A 23,590-nucleotide genomic window follows, 5' to 3' on the forward strand; every position below is an offset into this window, starting at 1 on the left:
CTCGAGACCGCCATCGCCGGCAAGCCGGGCTCCTACAAGGTGAGGTGTCAGTCGCGGCAAACGTCGGCGATGGCTTCAGCAAGCAATGTCAGCCGTGTCGCATCGATGCCGGCCACGTTAGCCCGCCCGGAGCTCACCATATAAACGCTGTGCTTCTCGCGCAGTTGCTTCACCTGTTCGGCACTCAAGCCCGTATAGGAAAACATCCCACGCTGCGCCCCAATGTGCGCAAACCGCTCCGACAAACCATGGGGCGCCAACGCCTCCACCAGCCCGGAACGCAGGTGTGCAATGCGCGAGCGCATGGCTTCGACCTCGTCGCTCCAGCGTTTTTTCAGCTCGGCATCACCCAGGATCGTCGCCACCACCGCCGCACCGTGATCCGGCGGCGTCGACCACAGGTTGCGCGCTGTGTTAGCCAACTGGCTGCGCACATCCGTGAGCTTCTCGGCATCCGCCGCGCACACGATCAATGCGCCGACACGGTCGCTGTACAGGCCGAAGTTCTTCGAGCAGGAGCTGGTCACCAGCACTTCCGGCAGCTCGGCCGCAAACAGCCGCACCGCCCAGGCGTCCTGCTCCAGGCCGTCGCCAAAACCCTGGTAAGCGAAGTCGATCAGCGGCAGAAGCTGGCGCTCGCGCACGATCTGCAGCACCTGGCGCCAGTCATCCTGGGACAGGTCGAAACCGGTCGGGTTGTGGCAGCAGGCGTGCAGCAGCACGACATCGCCCTTGGGCACGCTGGACAGGGTGGTGAGCATCGCCGCCACGTCCAGACGATTGTCAGCGCCCACGTACGGGTAATGGCTGACCGGGATCCCGGCCTTGGCGAAGATGGTTTCGTGGATCGGCCAGGTCGGGTTGCTCAGCCAGACGCCACGGCCCGGCAGGTTGTGCGCGATGAAATCGGCGCTCAGGCGCAGGGCGCCGGTGCCGCCTGGGGTCTGGGTGGCGCCGGCACGGCGTTCGCGGATCAGCGCGGAGTCCGCGCCGAGTACCAGCTCGCTGATCAGTTGGCCGAACGCGGCGTTGCCGTGGCCGCCGATGTAGGTCTTGGTGGTTTGCGTGTCCACCAGGCGTTGCTCGGCCAGCTTCACCGAGTGTGGAATCGGCGTCAGGCCCTGGTCATCCTTGTAGACGCCCACGCCCAAGTCGAATTTGTTCGGGTTGGCGTCCTGGGCATACAGGTCCATCAGCCCGAGGATCGGGTCGCCGGGCACGCGGCCAATGGCATCGAAATGCATTACTTGCGGCCCTCGGCGTCCTTGGCCACTTCGTCGGTGCGCGCGGCCATGATGAAGTCGTTGCGGTGCAGGCCCTTGATGGAGTGACTCCACCAGGTCACGGTGACCTTGCCCCACTCGGTCAGCAGGCCAGGGTGATGGCCCTCGGCTTCGGAGATGTCACCCATGGCGTTGGTGAAGGCCAGGGCGAATTTGAAGTTCTTGAACAGGAAAACCTTTTCCAGCTGCATCACGCCGTCGCGGACTTCGATGTTCCAGTCGGGGATTTGCTTGAGCAGCACCGGCAATTCTTCATCGCTGACTTGCGGGGCATCGGCGCGGCAGGCTTCGCAGTGGGCTTGGTTCAAGGTGGTCATGGGGGTGTCCTGAATTCGAATGTTTGAAGGTCAGTAGCGTCACCCTAAAGCAACGCGTGGCCAGGGAACAGACTCACCTGGCCTCAAGATGTAAGGTTCAAGCCGCTTTAGGCTTGGGCGGAAACTTTGGAGCATGAAGACCCAACTGCATACCGCGCTCGACCATGCCCATGATGTCTTCCTGCGCCACTTCGAACAGGCGCTTCAGGTTGGGCAGCACGAAGTACAGCGGTTGCAGGATGTCGATGCGATACGGTGTACGCATCGCCTCCAGCGGGTCGAACACCTGGTGCTCGGGCTCGGACGACAGGCTGTACACCGTCTCCTTGGGCGACGACAGGATGCCGCCACCATAGATGCGTCGACCTTCGGGGGTGTCCACCAGGCCGAACTCGATGGTCATCCAGTACAGGCGCGCCAGGTATACCCGTTGCTCCTTGGTGGCCGCCAGGCCGAGCTTGCCGTAGGTATGAGTGAATTCGGCGAACCAGGGGTTGGTCAGCAGCGGGCAGTGACCGAAGAGCTCGTGGAAAATATCCGGCTCTTGCAGGTAGTCCAGTTCTTCGCGGGTACGGATAAACGTCGCTACCGGGAACTGCTTGTTGGCGAGCAATTCGAAAAAAGTCTGGAAGGGGATCAGCGCCGGCACGCGGGCGACTTGCCATCCCGTGGTTTCGGCCAGCACTTTATTGATTTCGCCCAGTTGCGGAATCCGGTCCATGGGCAGGCCGAGCTTGTCGATGCCGTCCAGGTATTCCTGGCAGGCGCGACCCTCGATCACTTTCAACTGGCGAGTGATCAGGGTGTTCCACACCGCGTGTTCTTCCGGCGGGTAGTGGATAAAACCTTGCGCGTCGGGCTCGCGGGCCACGTACTGCGTCTGCTTCATACGGCTCTCCTGCTAGGCATTCATTCTTGTTATGTCCTGCGATGAGCCTATTGATAACCCGCGCGCAGCCGGATTCCATCGGTTTAAACCGCCTTCAAGTAGGAAAAGTTACCGCTTTTCGTAAAATATTCGTTACGCTTGTGGGCGTGACCGCTGCATTGGGCTGGGAAAGTCGCCTTGGCTGTCACATAATCTTGACGACTATCTGCGCCCAGTAGCAAAAATACGCGGCGCCTACCCACTTTTCGGGCCTTTTCATGCGTATCAAAGTGCACTGCCAGAACCGCATCGGCATCCTGCGGGACATCCTCAACCTGCTGGTGGAGTACGGCGTCAACGTCGCCAAGGGCGAGGTGGGCGGTGAGCATGGCAACGCCATTTATCTGTACTGCCCCAATCTGGTGAACATGCAGTTCCAGGCGCTGCGCCCGCAATTCGAGGCGATTGCCGGGGTGTTCGGGGTCAAAAGGGTAGGGCTGATGCCCAGCGAACGGCGGCACATGGAGCTCAATGCGCTGCTCGGTGCCCTGGAGTTTCCGGTGTTGTCGATCGACATGGGCGGTTCCATCGTCGCCGCCAACCGTGCGGCGGCGCAGTTGCTCGGGGTGCGGGTGGACGAGGTGCCGGGGATTCCGTTGTCGCGCTACGCCGAGGACTTCGACTTGCCGGAGCTGGTGCGTGCGAGCAAATCGCGGATCAATGGCCTGCGGGTCAAGGTCAAGGGTGACGTGTTCCTGGCGGACATCGCGCCGCTGCAATCGTCCGAACATGATGACAGCGAGGCCATGGCCGGCGCCGTGTTGACCCTGCACCGTGCGGACCGTGTCGGCGAACGTATCTACAACGTGCGCAAGCAGGAACTGCGCGGCTTTGACAGCATTTTCCAAAGCTCCAGAGTCATGGCCGCTGTGGTGCGCGAGGCCCGGCGCATGGCGCCGCTGGACGCGCCTCTATTAATAGAAGGCGAAACCGGCACCGGCAAGGAGCTGCTGGCCCGCGCCTGTCACCTGGCCAGCCCGCGTGGGCAGTCGCCGCTGATGGCGCTCAACTGCGCCGGCCTGCCCGAGTCGATGGCCGAGACTGAACTGTTCGGCTACGGGCCCGGTGCCTTCGAAGGTGCACGGGCCGAAGGCAAACTGGGGCTGCTGGAACTGACGGCGGGCGGTACGTTGTTTCTCGATGGGGTCGGGGAGATGAGCGCGCGCTTGCAGGTGAAACTTCTGCGCTTCCTGCAGGACGGCTGCTTTCGCCGCGTCGGCAGTGATGAAGAGGTGTACCTGGATGTGCGCGTGATCTGCGCCACCCAGGTGGACTTGTCCGAGCTGTGCGCCCGTGGCGAGTTCCGCCAGGACCTCTACCACCGTCTCAACGTGCTGTCCCTGCATATCCCGCCGCTGCGCGAATGCCTTGACGGCCTGGCGCCACTGGTCGAGCACTTTCTTGACCAGGCCAGCCGGCAGATCGGCTGCCCGCTGCCCAAGCTGGCCCCTGCCGCAATGGATCGCCTGAGCCACTATCACTGGCCGGGCAACGTGCGGCAGTTGGAAAACGTGCTGTTCCAGGCGGTGTCGTTGTGCGACGGCGGCACGGTCAAGGCCGAGCATATTCGCTTGCCTGATTATGGCGTGCGTCAGCCGCTTGGCGATTTTTCCCTGGACGGTGGGCTGGAAGACATCGTCGGGCGGTTCGAGAAGGCGGTGTTGGAAGCCTTGTACGCTGAGCATTCCAGCAGCCGGCAGTTGGGTAAGCGACTGGGGGTATCCCACACCACTATCGCCAATAAATTGCGCGATTACGAGATCCTGAAGACCGGCAAGTAACCTACCGGGTTCAACGGGGTTAACACTGTGGGCGGGCTCGCTGTGGTGAGTGGGGTCCCCCGACGGGTTCGCGGCTGAGCTATGAGGGCTGCTTCGCAGCCCAGCGCAGGGCAAGCCTGCTCACCACAGCAAGCCCGCGCCCACATTGGATCTTCGTCGTTTTCCAGACATGTGTTTGCCGCAGGCGGCAGTAGTCCGCCGTTTTTTCGACTCGCGCTCAACCCTGAAATCTTCACCCCACGCCGCAAACCCCCGCCCCGCCTGCACTTCTCGCACTTTTCAAAAGTTGGTTCGCAAATTGCTTAAGCCTCATCAGTACAGCGGTGGGCGGCAAGCGTCCGTCAGAAAGAGGAAAGAGCGTGGACAAGTACCTTTATGTGGCAATGACCGGCGCCAGCCAGAATGCTCTGGCGCAGAAGGCCCATGCCAACAACCTGGCGAACATCTCCACCAACGGTTTCCAACGTGACCTGGAGCAGGCACGTTCGATGCCGGTGTTCGGTGACAGCTTTCCGGCGCGGGCGTTTGCCATGACCGAACGCCCAGCCACCGACTTCAGCCCTGGCGCCATGATCGAGACCGGTCGTGACCTGGACGTGGCTATCAACGGCAATGGCTGGATGGCCGTGCAGACCCCGGACGGCAGCGAAGCCTACGTGCGCAGCGCCAGCATGAATGTCGATGCATTGGGCGTGCTGCGGGCCGGCAACGGCATGCCGATCATGGGCAACGGTGGCCCGATTGCCGTGCCGCCGCAGCAGAAAATCGAAGTCGGTTCCGACGGCACCATCAGCATCCGCGCCATGGGCGAAGGCCCGCGGGTGATGGCTGAAGTGGACCGCATCAAGCTGGTCCAGCCAGACCTGAAGAACATGAACAAAGGTTTGGACGGCACCATCCACACCAAGGATGGCCAGCCGGCCCAGGCCGACGCGAACGTGACGCTGACCTCGGGTTTCCTGCAGGCGAGCAACGTCAATGCCGTGGAAGAAATGACCGCGGTGCTGGCGCTTTCCAAGCAATTCGAGCTGCACATCAAGATGATGAACAGCGCCAAGGAAGACGACCAGGCCATGACGCGCGTCATGCAGATGAGCTGATCGCCGCGTCACTGACCCACTACTAATTTTGCAGCGCAGCGCCAACAAACAGGCGCACGAAGGAGAACAGCATGCTTCCGGCTCTATGGGTTGCCAAAACAGGTCTGTCCGCCCAGGACACCAACCTGACGACCATTTCCAACAACTTGGCCAACGTGTCGACCACGGGCTTCAAACGTGACCGTGCCGAGTTCCAGGACTTGCTCTATCAGATCAAGAAGCAGCCAGGCGCCCAGTCGACCCAGGACAGCGAACTGCCGTCGGGCCTGCAATTGGGTACCGGTGTGCAGATCGTCGGCACCCAGAAGAACTTCAGCGCCGGTAACCTGCAGCAGACCGGCCAGCCACTGGACATGGCCATCAACGGCCGTGGGTTCTTCCAGATACTGCAACCGGACGGCACCACTTCGTACACCCGTGACGGTACTTTCCACCTGGATTCCAACGGCCAGATCGTGACCGCCAACGGTTTTGCCCTGGAGCCGGCCGTGATCGTTCCAGCCGACGCCAAGACCTTCACCGTCGGGAACGACGGCACCGTGTCCATCACCGTCGCCGGCAACCCGGCGTCGCAAGTGATCGGCAACCTGCAAACCGCCGACTTCATCAACCCGGCCGGCCTGCAGGCCATGGGTAACAACCTGTTCCTGGAAACCGCCTCCAGCGGCGCGCCGCAAATCGGCACCCCTGGCCTGAACGGCTTCGGCACCACGCTGCAAAGCACCCTGGAAACCTCCAACGTGAGCACCGTTGAGGAGATGGTCAACATGATCACTACCCAGCGCGCCTACGAGATGAACTCCAAGGTGATTTCCACCGCCGACCAGATGCTTTCGTTCGTAACGCAGAATCTGTAATCAAGTCTATGGGGCGCTCTTGAGGGCGCCTGCAACACCGTGAGGTAAGGGTCATGAATCGCTATGTTTCCGTTCTGGCATTGAGTGGGATTGCCGTGCTCGCGGGCTGTGTCGCCCCGACGCCAAAACCCAATGACCCGTACTACGCGCCGGTGTTGCCACGCACGCCGCTGCCAGCGGCTGCCAACAATGGCTCGATCTACCAGGCCGGTTTCGAACAGAACCTGTACAGCGACCGCAAGGCGTTCCGGGTCGGTGACATCATCACCATCACCCTGAACGAGAAGACCCAGGCCAGCAAGAACGCCAACTCGCAGATCGGCAAGACCAGCAAGGCCAGCATCGGCCTGACCTCGTTGTTTGGCGCCGTACCGAACACCAATAATCCGCTGGGCAGTGGCGACCTGAGCCTGGACGCCGGCTACAGCGGCGACCGTGCCACCAACGGCAAGAGCGCGGCGGGGCAGGGCAACAGCCTGACCGGTTCGATCACCGTGACCGTGGCCGATGTATTGCCCAACGGCATCATCGCCGTACGCGGTGAAAAGTGGATGACGCTCAACACTGGCGACGAACTGGTGCGCATTGCCGGCATGGTCCGCGCCGATGACATCTCCACCGACAACACCGTGCCGTCGACGCGAATTGCCGATGCGCGCATTACCTACTCGGGTACGGGTTCGTTTGCTGATGCGAGTCAGCCGGGCTGGTTCGACCGTTTCTTCCTTAGCCCGCTGTTCCCTTTCTAGGTGGCCACTTTGAACTTCAAACAGCTGATGGCGGCCGCACTCCTGCTTTCCTTGAGCGCTGTCGCCCAGGCCGAACGCCTGAAGGACATCGCCAGCATTTCCGGCGTGCGTTCCAACCAGTTGATCGGCTACGGCCTGGTGGTGGGGCTCAATGGTACGGGTGACCAGACGACCCAGACCCCATTCACCCTGCAGACCTTCAACAACATGCTCTCGCAGTTCGGCATCAAGGTGCCGGCGGGTTCGGGCAATGTGCAGCTCAAAAACGTCGCGGCCGTGTCCATCAGTGCCGACTTGCCGGCGTTCTCCAAGCCGGGCCAGGTGGTGGACATCACCGTGTCGTCCATCGGTAACTCGAAAAGCCTGCGCGGCGGCACCTTGCTGATGACGCCTTTGAAGGGTATCGACGGTAACGTCTACGCCATCGCCCAGGGCAACCTGGTGGTGGGCGGGTTCGATGCCGAAGGTCGCGACGGTTCGAAGATCACCGTCAACGTGCCGTCGGCCGGACGTATCCCGGGTGGCGCCACGGTTGAACGCACCGTGCCGAGCGGCTTCAACCAGGGCAACAGCCTGACCCTGAACCTCAACCGCTCCGACTTCACCACTGCCAAGCGCGTGGTCGACAAGATCAACGACATGCTCGGCCCTGGCGTGGCGCAGGCCATCGACGGCGGCTCGATCCGTGTGACCGCGCCGCTGGACCCCAGCCAGCGTGTGGATTACTTGTCAATCCTGGAAAACCTTGAGGTCGACCCGGGCCAGGCCGTCGCCAAGGTCATCATCAACTCGCGTACCGGTACCATCGTGATCGGCCAGAACGTCAAGGTGTCGCCAGCGGCCGTGACCCACGGCAGCCTGACCGTGACCATCACCGAAGACCCGATCGTCAGCCAGCCTGGGCCTTTGTCCAACGGCCAGACGGCGGTGGTGCCGCGTTCGCGTGTCAATGCCCAGCAAGAAGCCAAGCCGATGTTCAAGTTCGGCCCCGGCACCACCCTGGATGAGATTGTCCGTGCGGTGAACCAGGTGGGCGCAGCGCCCGGCGACTTGATGGCGATTCTCGAAGCTCTGAAACAGGCCGGCGCCTTGCAAGCCGACCTGATCGTGATCTGAGGCCATGGCCATGGATATGCGCAAGAGCGGCATAAGCAGCACGGCGGACTCGGGGTCCTACTCCGACTTGAACCGGCTTAACCAGCTCAAGGTCGGCGACGACAAGAACAGCGAAGGCAACATGCGCAAGGTGGCGCAGGAGTTCGAGTCGCTGTTTTTGAGCGAGATGCTCAAGTCCATGCGGTCGGCCACCGAGGCGTTGGGTAAAGACAACCCACTGAACACGCCGGCGGCCAAGCAGTACCAGGAAATGTACGACCAGCAACTGGCGGTCTCGATGTCCCGCGAGGGCGGTGGTATCGGCCTGGCCGACGTGCTGATGCGCCAGATGCAGAAGAACAAACCGGTGGAGGCCCAGGCCGCCACCCTGCAGGGCCCGGCGGCAGCCGCGCCGGCGAAGAAGGTCGATGTGCCGACGGAAATCGCCGCGGGCACCCAGGCGGAGGGGCCGTTGGGTCGCTCCAATGGCCAGCGCCCGCTGTGGGCTTACCGCGTGGCTGAGCCTCAGGCCGGCGCCGCGGCGTCCCATAGCAATGACATGGAGCTGATGAACCAGCGCCGTATCGCCTTGCCGAGCAAGCTGACCGATCGCCTGCTCGCCGGCATCGTGCCGAGTACCGATGCAACCACCGTCGCCAAGGCCGCACCGCTGCGTAACAGCGCTGCGGATGACAACGTGATCAACAGCACTGCACGCACCTTCGCCGTGCCGAGCGGGCGCATGCAGGTCTACGGCCGCGCCGTGGCCCAGCCACCCCTGGCGCCGGCGAAGAAAGCCTTCAGTTCGCAGGATGAATTTGTCGCCACCATGTTGCCGATGGCCAAGGCGGCCGCCGCGCGCATCGGTGTCGATCCGAAGTACCTGGTGGCCCAGGCCGCCCTGGAAACCGGTTGGGGCAAATCGGTGATGCGCGCCGAAGATGGCAGCAGCAGCCACAACCTGTTCGGCATCAAGGCCGGCCAGAGTTGGCAGGGCGGCCAGGCGCGCGCGATCACCAGCGAGTTCCGTGATGGCGCGATGGTCAAGGAAACGGCGCAGTTCCGCTCCTACAACTCTTACCAGGACAGCTTCCATGACTTGGTGACATTGCTGCAAAGCAATGATCGCTATAAAGAAGTGGTGAAATCGGCCGACAACCCGGAACAGTTTGTGCGCGAGTTGCAAAAAGCCGGGTACGCAACCGATCCGGACTACGCCAGCAAGATTTCGCAGATCGCAAAAACGATGAACAGTTACCAGAACTACGCTGCCGCGGGCGCAACCACACATTTATAAGGTCTGAACCATGAGTTTGCTCAGTATCGGGATGTCAGGGCTCAACGCCTCTCAAGGATCGTTGTCGGTCTTGAGTAACAACATTGCCAACGCCAATACCTCGGGATACTCGCGCCAGCAGACCACCCAGAATGCGAGTGCGTCGAACCCCTATGGCGGCGTGTTCATCGGCAGCGGTACGACCCTGGCGGACGTGCGCCGGGTGTACAACGAGTTCCTCGATGCGGCCTACCAGAACAGCACCGCGCTCAATAACGATGCCAAGGCGTATGCCGACCAGGCGAACGCTATCGACAAGACTCTGTCGGACAAGACCACCGGCATGTCCTCGGTGCTCAGTGCGTTCTTTGCCGCCGTGCAGACCTCTGCGGCCAACCCCAGCGATGTGTCCGCGCGGCAGGTGTTGCTGACCAGCGCCCAGACCCTGAGCAACCGCTTCAACTCGATTTCGACCCAGCTGAACCAGCAGAAAGAGTCGATCAATGGCCAGTTGAAGACCATGAGCGATCAGGTCAACCAGTTGACCTCCTCGATTGCCTCGCTCAACAAGCAGATCACCCAGGCGCAGGGCTCCAGCAACAGTGCTCCGGCCAACCTGCTGGATGCACGTAACGAAGCAGTGCGTTCGCTGAACGAATTGGTCGGCGTCACGGCTGTCGAGAAGAACGGTGTGTTCAGCGTCAGTACCGGCACCGGTCAGTCCCTGGTGCTGGGCGATCAATCCAACAGCATTTCGGCAGTGCCGAGCTCAAGCGACCCTAGCCAGTACACCATCCAGCTCAATGCGGGCGGCGGCACCTCGGTGGACCTGGGTAACGTGCTCAGCGGCGGCAGCATCGGTGGCTTGTTGCGTTATCGCAGCGATGCCTTGATGCCGGCCATCAACGATCTGGGGCGTATCGCAATCGTCACTGCGGACACGGTCAACAGCCAGTTGGGCCAAGGCTTGGACCTGAACGGCGACTTTGGATCGTCGTTGTTCAAGGACATCAACAGCGCCGCTGCCATTGCGCAGCGCAGCGTGGGCTCGGCGAGCAACAGCACCGGCTCTGGCAACTTGAATGTGACCATCAGCGACACCAGCAAGCTGACGACCTACGACTATAAAGTCACCTTCACCAGTGGCAACAACTACACGGTGGTGCGTTCCGACGGCAAATCCATGGGCGCGTTCGACACCACGACCACGCCGCCGCCGGTGATTGACGGCTTCACCCTGGCCCTGGACGGCAAAGGGCCGATGGCCGCGGGTGACAGCTTCAAAGTCAGCCCGACCGACAACGGCGCGACCAACATTGGCACTGATTTGAAGGACGCCAATAAGATCGCGTTCGCCGGGCCGTTGCTGGGTGAGGGCAGCAAGACCAACGAGGGCACTGGTACCTTTACACCGCCGACGTTGACCTTGCCTATCGATATTCACGGCGGCGCCGACACCGCTCAATTGCGCACCGGGATTGAACACTCGATGCCGGTGAAGATGGTGTTTGGCAAACCTGCGGCCGACGGCACCCAGACCTATACGGTCAACGACGCCCAGGGCAACCCGATCGGCACCGGCAGCATCATTCCGGGCCAAACCAACAAGATCACCATTGATGTGCCGATGCGTGACGCCAACGGTGCGCTGGTCGTACCGGCCAAGAGCTTCAAGTTCGACACCACTGTCGGTGGTTCACCCGCGAATGGCGACAGCACGACCTTTTCCTTCAACGCTTCGGGCAAGTCGGATAACCGTAATGCCCAGGCCTTGCTCGACCTGCAGACCAAGGCCACCGTCGGCCTGGCGGATGGCAGCGGTGGTGGCGTAAGCCTGGTGGCTGCCAACAGTCGACTGGTGTCGACCGTCGGTGCCAAGGCGGCCTCGGCCAACACTGACACCACCGCCACGGGCGCACTGCTCAAGGCCAACCAGGACGCACGCAACTCGGTATCCCAGGTCAACCTGGATGAAGAGGCGGGCGACATGATCAAGTTCCAGCAGTACTACACCGCGTCGTCGCAGATCATCAAGGCTGCGCAAGAAACCTTCAGTACGCTGATCAATAGTCTTTAAGGGAGTCTGGGACGATGCGCATTTCCACAGCACAATACTTCGAAACCACTTCCGCCAAGTATTCGGATAACTATTCAAGCGTCGTGAAGGCCCAGAACCAGGCCAGCACCGGTGTGCGTGTGGAAACCGCCTCCGATGACCCGGTCGCGGCGGCACGCCTGTTGATGCTGCAACAGCAGAAAGACATGCTGGCTCAGTTCAACGGCAACATCACCAGCTTGAAGAACTCGCTGACCAACGAAGAAAGCGTGCTCGGTTCGATCAACGATGCGCTGCAAGCTGCCAGTACCCTGGCCCTCCAGGCGGGCGGCTCGCTCAGTGACGCCGACCGCAAGTCTATTGCAGGTCAGGTCGCGGCCCTGGAAGACCAGGTGCTGGGCTTGCTCAACAGCAAGGACTCGTCGGGTAACTACCTGTTTTCCGGTTCCAAAACGTCGACGCCGCCTTACAGCCGTAACAGTGACGGGACTTACACCTATCAGGGTGATGAAACCCCGCTGAGCCTGCAGGTTTCCGACACGTTGAAGGTCAGTGCCGGCGATACCGGCAAGAGCATCATGGGCGGGGCGGTCAACTCGGGCCGTACCCAGTCGACCTGGATCGCACCGCCGATCGTGCCGCCGGCAACGGCGCCGGTGCCCAATGACAACAAGGTATCGTTGTCGGCCGGCCTGGTGACGTCGGGCACCGACTACACCAGAAAGTTTGCGGACGGCCAGCCATACAAGCTGACCTTTACCAGCAGCACCCAATACACGGTGTCCGATAAAGACGGTAACGACATCACCTCGGAAATTCCGGGTAACGGCACGTTCGACTCCACCAAGGAAGGCGCTTCCACGGTGAGCCTGCGCGGCGTCAACTTCGACATCAATCTCGACCTCAAGGGCGTTGCCCCGGGGCCGGATTCCGACGCATTGGTCAAGGATCGTTCGTTCAGCCTGGCCGCCAAGCCCGATACCTTCAGTGTCTCGCGTACGCCGAGTAACACGTCCACCGCGCAATTGACCAATGCCACCGTGAGCAACCAGGCGGCCTATTCCAGTACATTCCCGGCCAACAGCGGTGCGGTCATCAAGTTCACCTCCGGTACTGCGTATGAGGTATATGCCCAGCCGTACACCGCTGACAGCAAGGCCATTGCCACGGGTGACACCGGTGGCGGTACTACGGTGACTGCCGCAGGCGTGACCTTCGATATCAGTGGCACGCCACAAAACGGCGATCAGTTTTCCGTGGCTGCCAGCACGCAGAAGACTCAGAACGCGCTGGATACCTTGAGCCAGTTGCGCCAGGCCCTGGAACAGCCAGCCGATGGAAATCCGGCGGCGATGCTCAAGTTGAAGGATGTCCTGAGCTCGTCCGTGGCCAATCTGGGCAATTCTCGTGCTCAGGTCGATAACGTGCGCGGTTCCATCGGTGCGCGCGGCGCGGCACTGGACATCCAGGCCAGTGAAAACACCAGCATCGGCCTGGCCAATACCAGCACCATGAGTGACTTGGGCAATATCGACACGGCCCAGGCCGCGATCAACCTGACCTTGCAGCAGACCATGCTGCAGGCCTCGCAGTTGGCTTTCGTGAAAATCTCGCAGTTGAGCCTCTTCAACAAGATGTAAGCGGCGTTACAGCCAACGGCCCGCCCTGGAAACAGGGCGGGCCGTTGTCGTTTCTGCGACTTAATTGTTTGAAGGTTTTGCACAAAGCACACAAAATTGAGTGACCTGTGAGTCATAAAGCGCATCTTCACTGTATCGTGTGAAAAGGATAAGTCGTCACAGGGTCCTTGCAGGGCGGCTTTCAGCGAGATTTTTATGGGGTTATCCCCTTTATTGTCAGCGCTCCGGGCGTGGCCCAGGGGTGTTCTCCAGCTATTTAGTATTGGGAAGCCACAATGATTGGCATAAAAAGCATCGCCAGTTACGTGCCGGCAGACGGGATCGATAACTACGCCCAGGGTGCCAAATTCGCCAAGGATGAAGAGTTCATCATTGGCAAGATCGGTTCGGCGTTCCTGCCGCGCAAGGAAGCGGCGCAGGAAACCTCCGATCTGTGTGTCGAGGCGGTCAACGCTTTGTTTGCCAACAACCCGGATTTGAAGCGCGAGTCGATCGACGCGTTGATTGTCGTCACCCAGAACGGTGATGAAGAAGGCCTGCCGCACACGGCCGCCATCGTCCAGGACAAGCTCGGCCTGCCGACCCACGTCGCGGCCTTCGATATTTCCCTGGGCTGCTCCGGCTACGTCTACGGCATCTACGCAATGAAGGGCTTCATGGAAGCCGCCGGCCTGAAAAACGGCCTGCTGATCACCGCCGACCCGTATTCGAAGATCGTCGACCCGGAAGACCGTAACACCACCATGCTGTTCGGCGACGCCGCTACCGCCACCTGGATGGGCGAAGACGCGCCGTGGTTGCTGGGCAAATCCAAGTTCGGCACCGACGGTTCCGGCGCGCCGCACCTGAAGGTCAGCGATGGCGTGTTCTTCATGAATGGCCGCCAGGTCTTCAACTTTGCCTTGCTCAAGGTGCCGGCGCACTTGCACGAGCTGCTCAATGAGTCGGACCTCAAGGCTGACGAGATTGACGCCTTCTGCATTCACCAGGGCAGTGCGGCGATTGTCGATGCCGTGGCGCGTCGTTTTGAAGATGCCCCGGTGGACAAGTTCATCAAGGACATGGTCGAGACCGGCAACACCGTGTCGTCGAGCATTCCATTGCTGCTGGAAAAGCACGTGATGGACGCTACCTGGAAGCGCGTGGCCATCAGCGGTTTTGGCGTGGGCCTGTCGTGGGGCTCGGCGATTCTCTATCGTCCGTGACGCTTTAATAGCCTGCAGCGCGTCCCAAAAGAAGACGCCGATGATCGAAAGATCATCGGCGTTTTTTATTTGGCGCCAGAAAAACCAATGAAATCGGGGGGTTGAGCCCGTGTAAACCCTTGAATTGCAAGGGGTGGCACGGCGCCAGTAAAAAAATCAAAAAAAATCCTCAAGCAACCGGCTACCACGACGATAACTATTACGTAGGTTCTCAGGCCACACCCGGCGGTTGCCAGGGCCGGAAGCCGCAGTATCCATCCAACGAGGATTTCGTCATGGCTTTAACAGTAAACACCAACATTGCTTCCATCACTACCCAGAACGGCCTTGGCAAAGCTGCCAGCTCGCTGCAAACCTCCATGCAGCGTCTGTCCACTGGTCTGAGCATCAACAGCGCTAAAGACAACGCCGCCGGCCTGCAGATCTCCAACCGTCTGACCAGCCAAATCAACGGCCTGGGCCAGGCTGTCAAGAACGCCAACGATGGTATCTCCATCGCGCAAACCGCTGAAGGCGCAATGCAGGCTTCGACCGACATTCTGCAAAAAATGCGTACCCTGGCTCTGTCCTCGGCTACCGGCTCCCTGAGCGACGCTGACCGTACTTCCAACCAGGAAGAATACCAGGCTCTGACTTCGGAACTGACCCGTATCTCCCAGACCACCACCTTCGGTGGCCAGAAGCTGCTGGACGGTTCGTACGGTACCAAGTCGATCCAAGTCGGCGCCAACGCCAACGAAACCATCAACCTGTCCCTGGACAACGTTGCTGCCAACAACATCGGTTCCCAGCAGATCAAGAGCGTTGCAGTTGCTCCTAGCACCACTGGTGTAGGCGCAGGCGATATCGGCGTGACCGGCAACGGCCAGAGCAAAACTGTTGCAGTAGCTGCCGGCGACTCGGCCAAAACCATTGCCAGCAACCTGAACGGCGCAGTGGGTGGCCTGAGCGCTACCGCCAGCACTGAAGCTCAGTTCGTGGTTGGCGCTGCTGCCAAGACTGCTCCTGCTACCTTCACCATGACCGTTGGTGGCCAAGCCACTACTTTCACTGGTGTAACCGATACCGCCAGCCTGGCTGACCAACTGAAGTCCAACGCTGCCAAACTGGGCATCAGCGTTAACTACGATGAATCCAAAGGTGCTCTGTCGGTCAAGTCTGATTCCGGCGAAAACCTAGTGTTCAGCGCTTCGACCGATGCTGGCTCGATCACTGTCAACACCCGTGACGGCAGCGGCAACTTCGCAGCAGCTGGCGTTGCCATCGCTGACGGCCTGATCGCCACCGGCGCTGTAAACCTGGACTCGTCCAAAGGCTACGCTCTGAACGGCGCTGGCGTAACTGGCCTGTTCGCAGCTACCGGTACTGCCGCTGCTTCGACCAAGACCTCTGTTGCTCAAACCGACGTGACCAGTGCTTTCAACGCACAGTCCGCCATCGCTGTAATCGACAAAGCCATCGGCGGCATCGACAGCGTACGTTCGGGCCTGGGTGCTGTTCAGAACCGTCTGACCACTACCGTAGACAACCTGACCAACATTCAGAAGAACTCCACCGCTGCACGTTCGACTGTACAAGACACCGACTTCGCTGCTGAAACAGCTGAGCTGACCAAGCAACAAACTCTGCAGTCGGCTGCTACCGCGATCCTGTCGCAAGCCAACCAACTGCCATCCGCTGTACTGAAGCTGCTTCAGTAATAACGGCGCTTGGTAACTGACGGAAGGGCGCGTTTACGTGCCCTTTCGTCTTTTCGGTTCTAGAGGAGATTGGACATGGACATGAGTGTAAAGCTGGCCTCGTCTTATCCACCGGTTGCACCTCAAAGCGCACCCGTGCCTGCAGTTGCGGACAAAGACAAAACCAAGGTCGAGGCGATTGCGCCGACCGCGGGTGAGCCTGAGCGGGCTGATCTTGAAAAAGCAGTCACCGATATTCGAGAATTCGTACAAGCGGCCCAGCGCAAACTGGATTTTTCCATTGATGATTCCACCCATCGGGTCGTGGTCAAGGTCATCGCCACTGAAAGTGGTGAGGTGATCCGCCAGATCCCATCGGAAACGGCCTTGAAACTGGCCCAGAGCCTGGCTACGGCCAGTCACGTGCTGTTCGACGAAAAGGTCTGAGCTGGCACGAAACTTGTTGCGATGATTTCTTGAAGTGTTGTTCGTCAAGAAAGCGGCAACAACCGCATTAGGAGAGAGGCGATGGCGAGTACAACTGTTAACGGTGTTGGTTCTGGCATCGACATCCAGGGCATCGTGAAGTCCCTGGTGGACGCCGACCGGGCGCCGAAGCAGACCCAGATCAACACCCAGTCACAGAAAGCGACCACCCAGCTGTCGTCGATCGGCAAGATCCAGGCGGCATTGGACGCCTTCCGTGGCGGCATCAAGAGCATGACTGACGACAACAGTTTCAGCGGCTTGACCGGTACGTCGTCGAATGAAAAGGTCGCTACCATGACCACCGCCACCGGGGCCGCCAACGGCAGTTTCAACCTGGTGGTCAATCAGTTGGCCCAGCCTTCCAAACTCTCGACGGCGACGCTGTCGGGCGGTGCGTCGACGGTCGTCAACAAAGGCACCACCGCCACCACGTTGACCATCTCCCAGTCGGGCAAGAATTTCGACCTGAGTGTTCCGCCTGGCGCGACCCTGCAGCAAGTGCGTGACTCGATCAACACGCAGTTCGGTACCGCCGGTCTGAGTGCCAACATCGTGACGGACTCCACCGGTTCGCGCATGGTGCTGACCTCCACCACGGGCGGCGTGGGCTCGGACCTGACGATGTCGGGTAACTCGGGTGTCGATACCGGCTACAAGGTCATCGACACGCCACAGAACGCCGAGTACACCATCGACGGCGTGCCTTATACGTCCAAGACCAACACCATCACCGAGGCTGTGAGTGGTGTAAACATCAAGCTCTTGTCCGTGTCGCCGCCGGCAGATGCCACGGTTCCAGGGGGGGCGAAGGCGATTACCACGATTTCGGTATCGACCAGTACCACCGCGCTCAAATCGGGCGTGAAAGGCTTCGTCGACAGCTACAACGCCTTGCTCAAGGCCATAAACGCCGAAACTAAGGTGACCAAGGATGCTGCGGGTAACTCGGTGTCGGCGACCCTGACCGGTGATGCGAACATGCGTACGCTGCAAACTGCATTGCGTAACGAGTTCAATGCCCTGTCCGGCAACGGTGCGTTGAAATCCCTGGCACAGTTCGGTGTGAGTACCGACTCCAGCACCGGTCTGCTGACCCTGGATGACAAAACCTTCGACAAGGCTGTGCTGACCAATGCCGCCGATATCAACAGCATGTTCACCGGCAAGACCGGGCTGCTGGCGCGCATGACCGCGGCGACCGACGATTACGCCAAGCCCACCACAGGGATCTTCGCGACCCGTTCGACCGCGTTGTCCGACAGCCTCAAGAAGCTGACCAACGATCAGTCGGACCTCGACGCCCACGTCCAGGACCTGACCGATAGCCTGACCCGCAAATACGCGGCGATGGACTCCCTGGTTGCCCAGCTGCGTCAGCAGAGTAACAACATCATGGGCACCCTCAACGCGCTGAACAACCAGAAAAACACTTGATCGCGCGCCCATGAAAAAGCCCAGGTCCATTGACCTGGGCTTTGTTCTTCAAAAGACCATCGGGTTAAAGTTTTTTGCGACTCAGTCGACACAATGGTTACTGAAATCCTTTTCGCTGTTACCTGTCACGAGGTAGAACCATGAATCCCATGAGAGCCCTTCGCCAATACCAGAAGGTCAATTCCCATGCCCAGATCTCCGAAGCCAGCCCACATCGCCTGGTGCAAATGCTGATGGAGGGCGGGCTTGACCGCATGGCGCAGGCCAAAGGCGCACTGGCTCGTGGGGACATTGCACAGAAGGGCCTGATGCTCGGCAAGGCAGTCGACATCATCATCGGTCTGCGTGATGGCCTGGATGCCGAGAAGAGCGAAGACCCGGCTTACGTCCAGCAATTGGAAAGTCTGTACGCGTACATGACCAACCGTTTGATGGAAGCCAATCTGCACAACGATGCCAGCATGATCGACGAAGTCGCTCGGTTGCTGATTACCGTGAAAGAAGGCTGGGATGCCATCGCAACACCACAAGGTGCCGCACAATAAGGCCATTGGCCTTGAGGAACACATCATGAGCCACGCACTGCAACGCATCGACGAAACCCGCGAAGCCCTGATTGGCGCGCTGGCGGAACGGAACTGGGACGCCATCGGCGAACTCGACCTGGGCTGCCGCAACGTGATCGAGGAAGTGCTGAGCGAAGCGCCAGTGAACGAGGACGTGTTGCGAGAGAAGCTGGAAAGCCTGCTGGCGGTGTATCAGCAGTTGCTTGAGGTGACGACCGGCGAGCGCCAGGCGATTTTTGAAGAGATGTCGCTGATCAACCGAGCGAAAAACGCGTCAAAGGTTTACCATCTGTTCGGCTGAATGGGCTCGGTTAGTCCGAACGGTGCGTCATATATTTGACTGTGCCAGCGTTTTTGACTTAACTAGTGCTGTTTTCAGATTTCAGACGTCTAGTAAGGTACAAAGTCTTACAGGCGTCTCGATTGCCCTCGCTCTGGGGCACGAAGTTTTACTAGGGAAGTTGCTATTGCATGTGGCGTGAAACCAAAATTCTGCTGATTGATGACGATAGCGTCCGCCGCCGCGATTTAGCGGTGATTTTGAATTTTCTTGGCGAAGAAAATCTGCCCTGCGGAAGCCATGATTGGCAGCAGGTGGTCAGCTCGTTGTCATCGAGCCGTGAAGTCATTTGTGTGCTGATCGGGACGGTCAACGCTCCTGGCGCTGTTTTGGGCTTGTTAAAGACACTGTCTACATGGGATGAGTTCCTTCCAGTGTTGCTAATGGGCGATATTTCTTCCGTCGAGCTGCCGGAAGACCAGCGCCGCCGAGTGCTTTCCACCCTGGAAATGCCTCCCAGCTACAGCAAATTGCTCGATTCCCTGCACCGTGCCCAGGTCTATCGCGAGATGTACGACCAGGCCCGTGAGCGCGGTCGCCACCGCGAACCCAACCTGTTCCGCAGCCTGGTCGGCACCAGCCGTGCCATCCAGCATGTGCGCCAGATGATGCAGCAAGTGGCCGATACCGACGCCAGCGTGCTGATCCTCGGCGAGTCCGGCACCGGCAAGGAAGTGGTCGCCCGCAACCTGCACTATCACTCCAAGCGCCGCGACGGGCCTTTCGTGCCGGTCAACTGCGGAGCGATCCCGGCGGAGCTGCTCGAAAGCGAATTGTTCGGCCATGAGAAGGGCGCCTTTACCGGGGCGATCACCAGCCGTGCCGGGCGTTTCGAACTGGCCAACGGCGGCACCCTGTTCCTCGACGAAATCGGCGACATGCCGCTGCCGATGCAGGTCAAGCTGCTGCGCGTGCTGCAGGAGCGCACTTTCGAGCGCGTGGGCAGCAACAAGACCCAGAGCGTCGATGTGCGCATCATCGCGGCCACCCACAAGAACCTCGAAAGCATGATCGAGGTCGGCAGTTTCCGCGAAGACCTGTACTACCGCCTCAACGTCTTCCCCATCGAGATGGCTCCGCTGCGTGAGCGCGTGGAAGACATCCCGCTGCTGATGAACGAACTGATCTCGCGCATGGAGCACGAAAAGCGCGGCTCGATCCGCTTCAACTCCGCCGCGATCATGTCCCTGTGCCGCCACGGCTGGCCGGGCAACGTGCGCGAGTTGGCCAACCTGGTGGAGCGCATGGCGATCATGCACCCCTACGGTGTGATCGGCGTGGTCGAGTTGCCGAAGAAATTCCGCTACGTCGACGACGAAGACGAGCAATTGGTCGACAGCCTGCGCAGCGACATGGAAGAACGCGTGGCCATCAACGGCCATACCCCGGATTTCGGTTCCACCGCCATGCTGCCGCCCGAAGGCCTGGACTTGAAGGACTACCTCGGCAACCTCGAGCAGGGTCTGATTCAACAGGCGTTGGACGATGCCAACGGCATCGTCGCCCGTGCCGCCGAGCGCCTGCGCATCCGTCGAACCACGCTGGTGGAGAAGATGCGCAAGTACGGTATGAGCCGCAAAGAAGGAGATGAACAGGCGGATGATTGACGCCTGTTTTTCAAGCCGCTGATTTATCAGCGGTTTTTTTTCGGCACAAGTATTGCTACAGCCCTCGCAACGTTCCGTTTAACTGACGGTCAGCCAAGCGAGAGAGCATGATGCCCCACGCCGCCCAACACTCTTCCAGCCCTGCCATCCCAGGGCTCGTTCCGTCTGTAGAACAGCAAAGCCGCCAGGGCCTGGAACAGGCCTTTTCGCTGTTCAACCAGATGTCCAGCCAACTGACGGATTCCTACAGCCTGCTCGAAGCCCGGGTGTCCGAGCTTAAAGGCGAGCTCGCCGTGGTCAGTGCCCAGCGCATGGAAGAGTTGGCCGAGAAAGAGCGCCTGGCCAACCGTCTGCAAAACCTGCTGTCGTTGCTGCCCGGTGGCGTGATCGTCATCGATGAAGAAGGCCGCGTGCGCGAAGCCAACCCGGCCGCCTGCGACATGCTCGGCCTGCCGCTGGAAGGTGAGTTGTGGCGCCATGTCATCACCCGCTGCTTCGCGCCGCGTGAAGACGACGGCCACGAAATCTCCCTCAAGGACGGCCGGCGTTTGTCCATCGCCACCCGTTCCCTGGACGCGGAGCCGGGCCAGTTGGTGCTGCTCAACGACCTGACTGAAACCCGTCACCTGCAAGACCAGTTGGCGCGCCACGAGCGTTTGTCGTCGCTGGGGCGCATGGTCGCTTCTCTGGCGCATCAGATCCGCACACCGCTGTCGGCGGCGCTGATCTACGCCAGTCATTTGACTGACGAACAATTGCCCGCGGCGACCCACCAACGTTTTGCCGGGCGCCTCAAGGAGCGCCTGCATGAGTTGGAGCACCAGGTGCGTGACATGCTGGTGTTTGCCCGTGGCGAATTGCCGCTGACCGACCGCATCACGCCGGCCGAGTTGATGCAGGCCCTGCAAGCGGCGGCCGCTACCCATATTCAAGACGTGCACGTGCGTTGGCAGTGCGACAGCCACCTCGGTGAGTTGCTGTGCAACCGCGACACTCTGGTTGGATCACTGCTCAACCTGATCGAAAACGCCACCCAGGCCAGTGGCCCCGGTGCGCGGCTCAAGGTGCACCTGTACAAACGCGAGCAAAACCTGCGCCTGTGCATCAGCGACAGTGGCAGCGGTATCGAGCCGGCCGTGCTGCAGCGCCTGGGCGAACCTTTTTTCACCACCAAGACCAACGGTACCGGCCTGGGCCTGACCGTGGTCAAGGCCGTGGCGCGTGCCCATCAGGGAGAATTGCAGTTGCACTCCCGTGTGGGGCGTGGCACCTGTGCATTGATGACCTTGCCGCTGTTTTCATGCGCGGCAAGCGCGGAGTAGAAGGGATATGGCTATCAAGGTTCTGTTGGTGGAAGACGATCGCGCCCTGCGTGAAGCATTGGCTGACACGCTGCTATTGGCGGGCCATGACTACCGGGCGGTCGGTTCTGCCGAAGACGCCTTGGAGGCGGTGGAGCAGGAGTCCTTCAGCCTGGTGGTCAGCGACGTGAACATGCCCGGCATGGACGGTCACCAGTTGCTCGGCCTGCTGCGCGCGCGTCAGCCGCAGTTGCCGGTGTTGCTGATGACCGCCCATGGCGCCGTTGAGCGTGCCGTCGATGCCATGCGCCAGGGCGCGGCGGATTATCTGGTCAAACCCTTCGAACCCAAAGCCTTGATCGAGCTGGTCGCGCGGCATGCCCTGGGCGTGATCCCGGCCAGTGACGGCGAGGGGCCGATTGCCTTTGAGCCGGCCAGTGCGCAATTGCTGGAGCTGGCGGCCCGTGTGGCGCGCAGCGATTCCACCGTGTTGATTTCCGGTGAGTCCGGCACCGGCAAGGAAGTGCTGGCGCGTTATATCCACCAGCAATCGACCCGCGCCAAGCAACCGTTTATCGCCATCAACTGCGCGGCGATCCCCGACAACATGCTCGAAGCCACGTTGTTTGGCCACGAAAAAGGCTCGTTCACCGGCGCCATCGCGGCCCAGGCAGGCAAGTTCGAACAGGCTGACGGCGGCACCATCCTGCTCGATGAAATTTCGGAAATGCCCCTGGGCCTGCAAGCCAAGTTGCTGCGGGTGCTGCAGGAGCGTGAAGTGGAGCGTGTCGGCGCACGCAAGCCGATCCAGCTGGACATTCGTGTGGTTGCCACGACTAACCGTGACCTGGCGGGCGAAGTGGCGGCGGGGCGCTTTCGCGAAGATCTGTTCTACCGACTCTCTGTATTTCCCCTGGCCTGGCGCCCGTTGCGCGAACGCCCGGCGGATATCATTCCGCTGGCCGAGCGCCTGCTGAACAACCACGTCAAAAAAATGAAGCACGCCCAGGCGCGGCTGTCGGCCGAGGCCCAGGCCTGCCTGATCGGCTACCCGTGGCCCGGTAACGTGCGGGAGCTCGACAACGCCATCCAGCGTGCGCTGATCCTGCAACAGGGCGGCCTGATCCAGCCGCAGGATTTCTGCCTGGCCATGGGCAGTGGTGTGGCGCCGCTGCCGACCCTGGCGCCCGCGCCCGTGGTTGCCGAAACCGAAACCGCCGGTGCGCTGGGCGACGACCTGCGTCGCCGCGAATTCCAGATGATCATCGACACCCTGCGCGCCGAGCGCGGCCGCCGCAAAGAGGCTGCCGAGCGACTGGGGATAAGCCCGCGGACCTTGCGCTACAAGCTGGCGCAGATGCGCGACGCCGGCATGGATGTGGAAGCGTATCTGTTCGCTACCTGATGGTTATCCAGGCGGTCGGTATCGAGACCGACAAGGTTTGTCGCCTTTTCTTACGAGTTGAACCAGAGCTGGCACCCTTGTTGCTACCTCCCCTAGTAATTGCGGCGTAGCGTCAAAAAAAATGCGGGTTGTCGGAGAGAGAAGTTCATGAGCCAGGGTATTGAGTTCAATCGGTTGATGTTGGATATGCGCTCCATGCAAATGGATGCCATGGCTCAACCGAAATCCGTCGCGCCAGCGCCGGAATTGGGCCAAAGCAGCTTCGCCGACATGCTCGGCCAGGCCATCAACAAAGTCAGTGACACCCAGCAAGCTTCCAGCCAGTTGGCCAACGCGTTCGAGATCGGCAAAAGCGGCGTGGACCTCACCGATGTGATGGTCGCCTCGCAAAAGGCCAGCGTTTCGTTCCAGGCGTTGACCCAGGTGCGTAACAAGCTGGTTCAGGCTTACCAAGACATCATGCAGATGCCGGTTTAAGGACG

Annotated in this window: 21 protein-coding genes; 18 read left to right on the top strand and 3 right to left on the bottom strand. The window is 60.5% G+C overall.

What is annotated here, in order from left to right; all coding sequences use genetic code 11:
* Positions 1 to 47: 47 nt before the first annotated feature.
* From BM70_RS0109775 to phhA, 3 genes are all read right to left on the bottom strand, one after another.
* Entirely contained in the window at positions 48 to 1,244 is a 1,197-nt protein-coding gene (locus BM70_RS0109775; RefSeq protein ID WP_025855849.1) for an amino acid aminotransferase, read from the bottom strand.
* On the bottom strand, positions 1,244 to 1,600 hold the full coding sequence (locus tag BM70_RS0109780; protein WP_016976549.1) for a 4a-hydroxytetrahydrobiopterin dehydratase: 357 nt from the start codon (positions 1,598 to 1,600) through the stop codon (positions 1,244 to 1,246). The genes BM70_RS0109775 and BM70_RS0109780 overlap by 1 nt, the downstream gene beginning before the upstream one ends.
* 97 nt (positions 1,601 to 1,697) lie before the next feature.
* On the bottom strand, positions 1,698 to 2,489 hold the full coding sequence (gene phhA / locus BM70_RS0109785) for a phenylalanine 4-monooxygenase (protein ID WP_025855850.1): 792 nt from the start codon (positions 2,487 to 2,489) through the stop codon (positions 1,698 to 1,700).
* Between the two features lie 257 nt (positions 2,490 to 2,746).
* Between phhA and BM70_RS0109790 the strand changes: the two genes are divergently transcribed.
* From BM70_RS0109790 to fliE, 18 genes are all read left to right on the top strand, one after another.
* Positions 2,747 to 4,309 (top strand): sigma-54-dependent phenylalanine hydroxylase transcriptional regulator PhhR, encoded by a 1,563-nt coding sequence (locus BM70_RS0109790; protein WP_025855851.1) that lies wholly within the window; start codon positions 2,747 to 2,749, stop codon positions 4,307 to 4,309.
* Positions 4,310 to 4,668: 359 nt separating this feature from the next.
* Complete coding sequence (locus BM70_RS0109795) at positions 4,669 to 5,409, top strand: flagellar basal body rod protein FlgF (RefSeq protein ID WP_025855852.1); 741 nt, start codon at positions 4,669 to 4,671, stop codon at positions 5,407 to 5,409.
* Positions 5,410 to 5,480: 71 nt separating this feature from the next.
* A complete protein-coding gene (flgG, locus tag BM70_RS0109800; protein ID WP_025855853.1) occupies positions 5,481 to 6,266 on the top strand; it encodes a flagellar basal-body rod protein FlgG in 786 nt (261 codons plus the stop codon).
* Positions 6,267 to 6,319: 53 nt separating this feature from the next.
* Positions 6,320 to 7,015: a flagellar basal body L-ring protein FlgH gene (flgH, locus tag BM70_RS0109805; RefSeq protein WP_025855854.1), complete on the top strand. Its 696-nt coding sequence runs from the start codon at positions 6,320 to 6,322 to the stop codon at positions 7,013 to 7,015.
* Positions 7,016 to 7,042: 27 nt separating this feature from the next.
* The gene (locus BM70_RS0109810) at positions 7,043 to 8,131 is read left to right on the top strand and encodes a flagellar basal body P-ring protein FlgI (RefSeq protein ID WP_033901075.1); all 1,089 of its coding nucleotides are present in this window, start codon (positions 7,043 to 7,045) and stop codon (positions 8,129 to 8,131) included.
* Between the two features lie 4 nt (positions 8,132 to 8,135).
* On the top strand, positions 8,136 to 9,407 hold the full coding sequence (flgJ, locus tag BM70_RS0109815) for a flagellar assembly peptidoglycan hydrolase FlgJ (protein WP_025855855.1): 1,272 nt from the start codon (positions 8,136 to 8,138) through the stop codon (positions 9,405 to 9,407).
* Between the two features lie 10 nt (positions 9,408 to 9,417).
* A complete protein-coding gene (gene flgK / locus BM70_RS0109820) occupies positions 9,418 to 11,463 on the top strand; it encodes a flagellar hook-associated protein FlgK (RefSeq protein WP_025855856.1) in 2,046 nt (681 codons plus the stop codon).
* Positions 11,464 to 11,477: 14 nt separating this feature from the next.
* Positions 11,478 to 13,082 (top strand): flagellar hook-associated protein 3, encoded by a 1,605-nt coding sequence (locus tag BM70_RS0109825; RefSeq protein ID WP_025855857.1) that lies wholly within the window; start codon positions 11,478 to 11,480, stop codon positions 13,080 to 13,082.
* 275 nt (positions 13,083 to 13,357) lie between these two features.
* On the top strand, positions 13,358 to 14,287 hold the full coding sequence (locus BM70_RS0109830; protein ID WP_010208730.1) for a ketoacyl-ACP synthase III: 930 nt from the start codon (positions 13,358 to 13,360) through the stop codon (positions 14,285 to 14,287).
* A 275-nt stretch (positions 14,288 to 14,562) separates the two neighbouring features.
* Positions 14,563 to 15,987 (top strand): flagellin, encoded by a 1,425-nt coding sequence (locus BM70_RS0109835; protein WP_025855858.1) that lies wholly within the window; start codon positions 14,563 to 14,565, stop codon positions 15,985 to 15,987.
* Positions 15,988 to 16,062: 75 nt separating this feature from the next.
* The gene (locus BM70_RS0109840) at positions 16,063 to 16,413 is read left to right on the top strand and encodes a flagellar protein FlaG (RefSeq protein ID WP_025855859.1); all 351 of its coding nucleotides are present in this window, start codon (positions 16,063 to 16,065) and stop codon (positions 16,411 to 16,413) included.
* Positions 16,414 to 16,494: 81 nt separating this feature from the next.
* A complete protein-coding gene (gene fliD, locus BM70_RS0109845; protein WP_025855860.1) occupies positions 16,495 to 17,889 on the top strand; it encodes a flagellar filament capping protein FliD in 1,395 nt (464 codons plus the stop codon).
* A 140-nt stretch (positions 17,890 to 18,029) separates the two neighbouring features.
* The gene (gene fliS / locus BM70_RS0109850; protein WP_025855861.1) at positions 18,030 to 18,434 is read left to right on the top strand and encodes a flagellar export chaperone FliS; all 405 of its coding nucleotides are present in this window, start codon (positions 18,030 to 18,032) and stop codon (positions 18,432 to 18,434) included.
* 25 nt (positions 18,435 to 18,459) lie between these two features.
* Positions 18,460 to 18,756, top strand: a complete 297-nt coding sequence (locus BM70_RS0109855) for a hypothetical protein (RefSeq protein ID WP_025855862.1) — start codon at positions 18,460 to 18,462, stop codon at positions 18,754 to 18,756.
* A 170-nt stretch (positions 18,757 to 18,926) separates the two neighbouring features.
* Positions 18,927 to 20,402, top strand: a complete 1,476-nt coding sequence (locus BM70_RS0109860; protein ID WP_015885197.1) for a sigma-54 dependent transcriptional regulator — start codon at positions 18,927 to 18,929, stop codon at positions 20,400 to 20,402.
* Between the two features lie 110 nt (positions 20,403 to 20,512).
* Entirely contained in the window at positions 20,513 to 21,724 is a 1,212-nt protein-coding gene (locus tag BM70_RS0109865; RefSeq protein WP_025855863.1) for an ATP-binding protein, read from the top strand.
* A gap of 7 nt (positions 21,725 to 21,731) precedes the next feature.
* Entirely contained in the window at positions 21,732 to 23,108 is a 1,377-nt protein-coding gene (locus tag BM70_RS0109870) for a sigma-54 dependent transcriptional regulator (protein WP_025855864.1), read from the top strand.
* A 147-nt stretch (positions 23,109 to 23,255) separates the two neighbouring features.
* Complete coding sequence (gene fliE, locus BM70_RS0109875) at positions 23,256 to 23,585, top strand: flagellar hook-basal body complex protein FliE (protein WP_015885194.1); 330 nt, start codon at positions 23,256 to 23,258, stop codon at positions 23,583 to 23,585.
* Positions 23,586 to 23,590 lie beyond the last annotated feature (5 nt).

This window comes from Pseudomonas sp. CHM02 (assembly GCF_000612585.1).
GTDB lineage: Bacteria > Pseudomonadota > Gammaproteobacteria > Pseudomonadales > Pseudomonadaceae > Aquipseudomonas.

Bases quoted from the DNA above. Each gene is read 5' to 3' on its own strand.
- BM70_RS0109775 (WP_025855849.1), bottom strand. From the start codon at position 1,244: ATGCATTTCGATGCCATTGGCCGCGTGCCCGGCGACCCGATCCTCGGG.
- BM70_RS0109780 (WP_016976549.1), bottom strand. From the start codon at position 1,600: ATGACCACCTTGAACCAAGCCCACTGCGAAGCCTGCCGCGCCGATGCC.
- phhA (WP_025855850.1), bottom strand. From the start codon at position 2,489: ATGAAGCAGACGCAGTACGTGGCCCGCGAGCCCGACGCGCAAGGTTTT.
- BM70_RS0109790 (WP_025855851.1), top strand. From the start codon at position 2,747: ATGCGTATCAAAGTGCACTGCCAGAACCGCATCGGCATCCTGCGGGAC.
- flgG (WP_025855853.1), top strand. From the start codon at position 5,481: ATGCTTCCGGCTCTATGGGTTGCCAAAACAGGTCTGTCCGCCCAGGAC.
- flgH (WP_025855854.1), top strand. From the start codon at position 6,320: ATGAATCGCTATGTTTCCGTTCTGGCATTGAGTGGGATTGCCGTGCTC.
- BM70_RS0109810 (WP_033901075.1), top strand. From the start codon at position 7,043: ATGGCGGCCGCACTCCTGCTTTCCTTGAGCGCTGTCGCCCAGGCCGAA.
- flgJ (WP_025855855.1), top strand. From the start codon at position 8,136: ATGGCCATGGATATGCGCAAGAGCGGCATAAGCAGCACGGCGGACTCG.
- flgK (WP_025855856.1), top strand. From the start codon at position 9,418: ATGAGTTTGCTCAGTATCGGGATGTCAGGGCTCAACGCCTCTCAAGGA.
- BM70_RS0109825 (WP_025855857.1), top strand. From the start codon at position 11,478: ATGCGCATTTCCACAGCACAATACTTCGAAACCACTTCCGCCAAGTAT.
- BM70_RS0109830 (WP_010208730.1), top strand. From the start codon at position 13,358: ATGATTGGCATAAAAAGCATCGCCAGTTACGTGCCGGCAGACGGGATC.
- BM70_RS0109835 (WP_025855858.1), top strand. From the start codon at position 14,563: ATGGCTTTAACAGTAAACACCAACATTGCTTCCATCACTACCCAGAAC.
- BM70_RS0109840 (WP_025855859.1), top strand. From the start codon at position 16,063: ATGGACATGAGTGTAAAGCTGGCCTCGTCTTATCCACCGGTTGCACCT.
- fliD (WP_025855860.1), top strand. From the start codon at position 16,495: ATGGCGAGTACAACTGTTAACGGTGTTGGTTCTGGCATCGACATCCAG.
- fliS (WP_025855861.1), top strand. From the start codon at position 18,030: ATGAATCCCATGAGAGCCCTTCGCCAATACCAGAAGGTCAATTCCCAT.
- BM70_RS0109855 (WP_025855862.1), top strand. From the start codon at position 18,460: ATGAGCCACGCACTGCAACGCATCGACGAAACCCGCGAAGCCCTGATT.
- BM70_RS0109860 (WP_015885197.1), top strand. From the start codon at position 18,927: ATGTGGCGTGAAACCAAAATTCTGCTGATTGATGACGATAGCGTCCGC.
- BM70_RS0109865 (WP_025855863.1), top strand. From the start codon at position 20,513: ATGCCCCACGCCGCCCAACACTCTTCCAGCCCTGCCATCCCAGGGCTC.
- BM70_RS0109870 (WP_025855864.1), top strand. From the start codon at position 21,732: ATGGCTATCAAGGTTCTGTTGGTGGAAGACGATCGCGCCCTGCGTGAA.
- fliE (WP_015885194.1), top strand. From the start codon at position 23,256: ATGAGCCAGGGTATTGAGTTCAATCGGTTGATGTTGGATATGCGCTCC.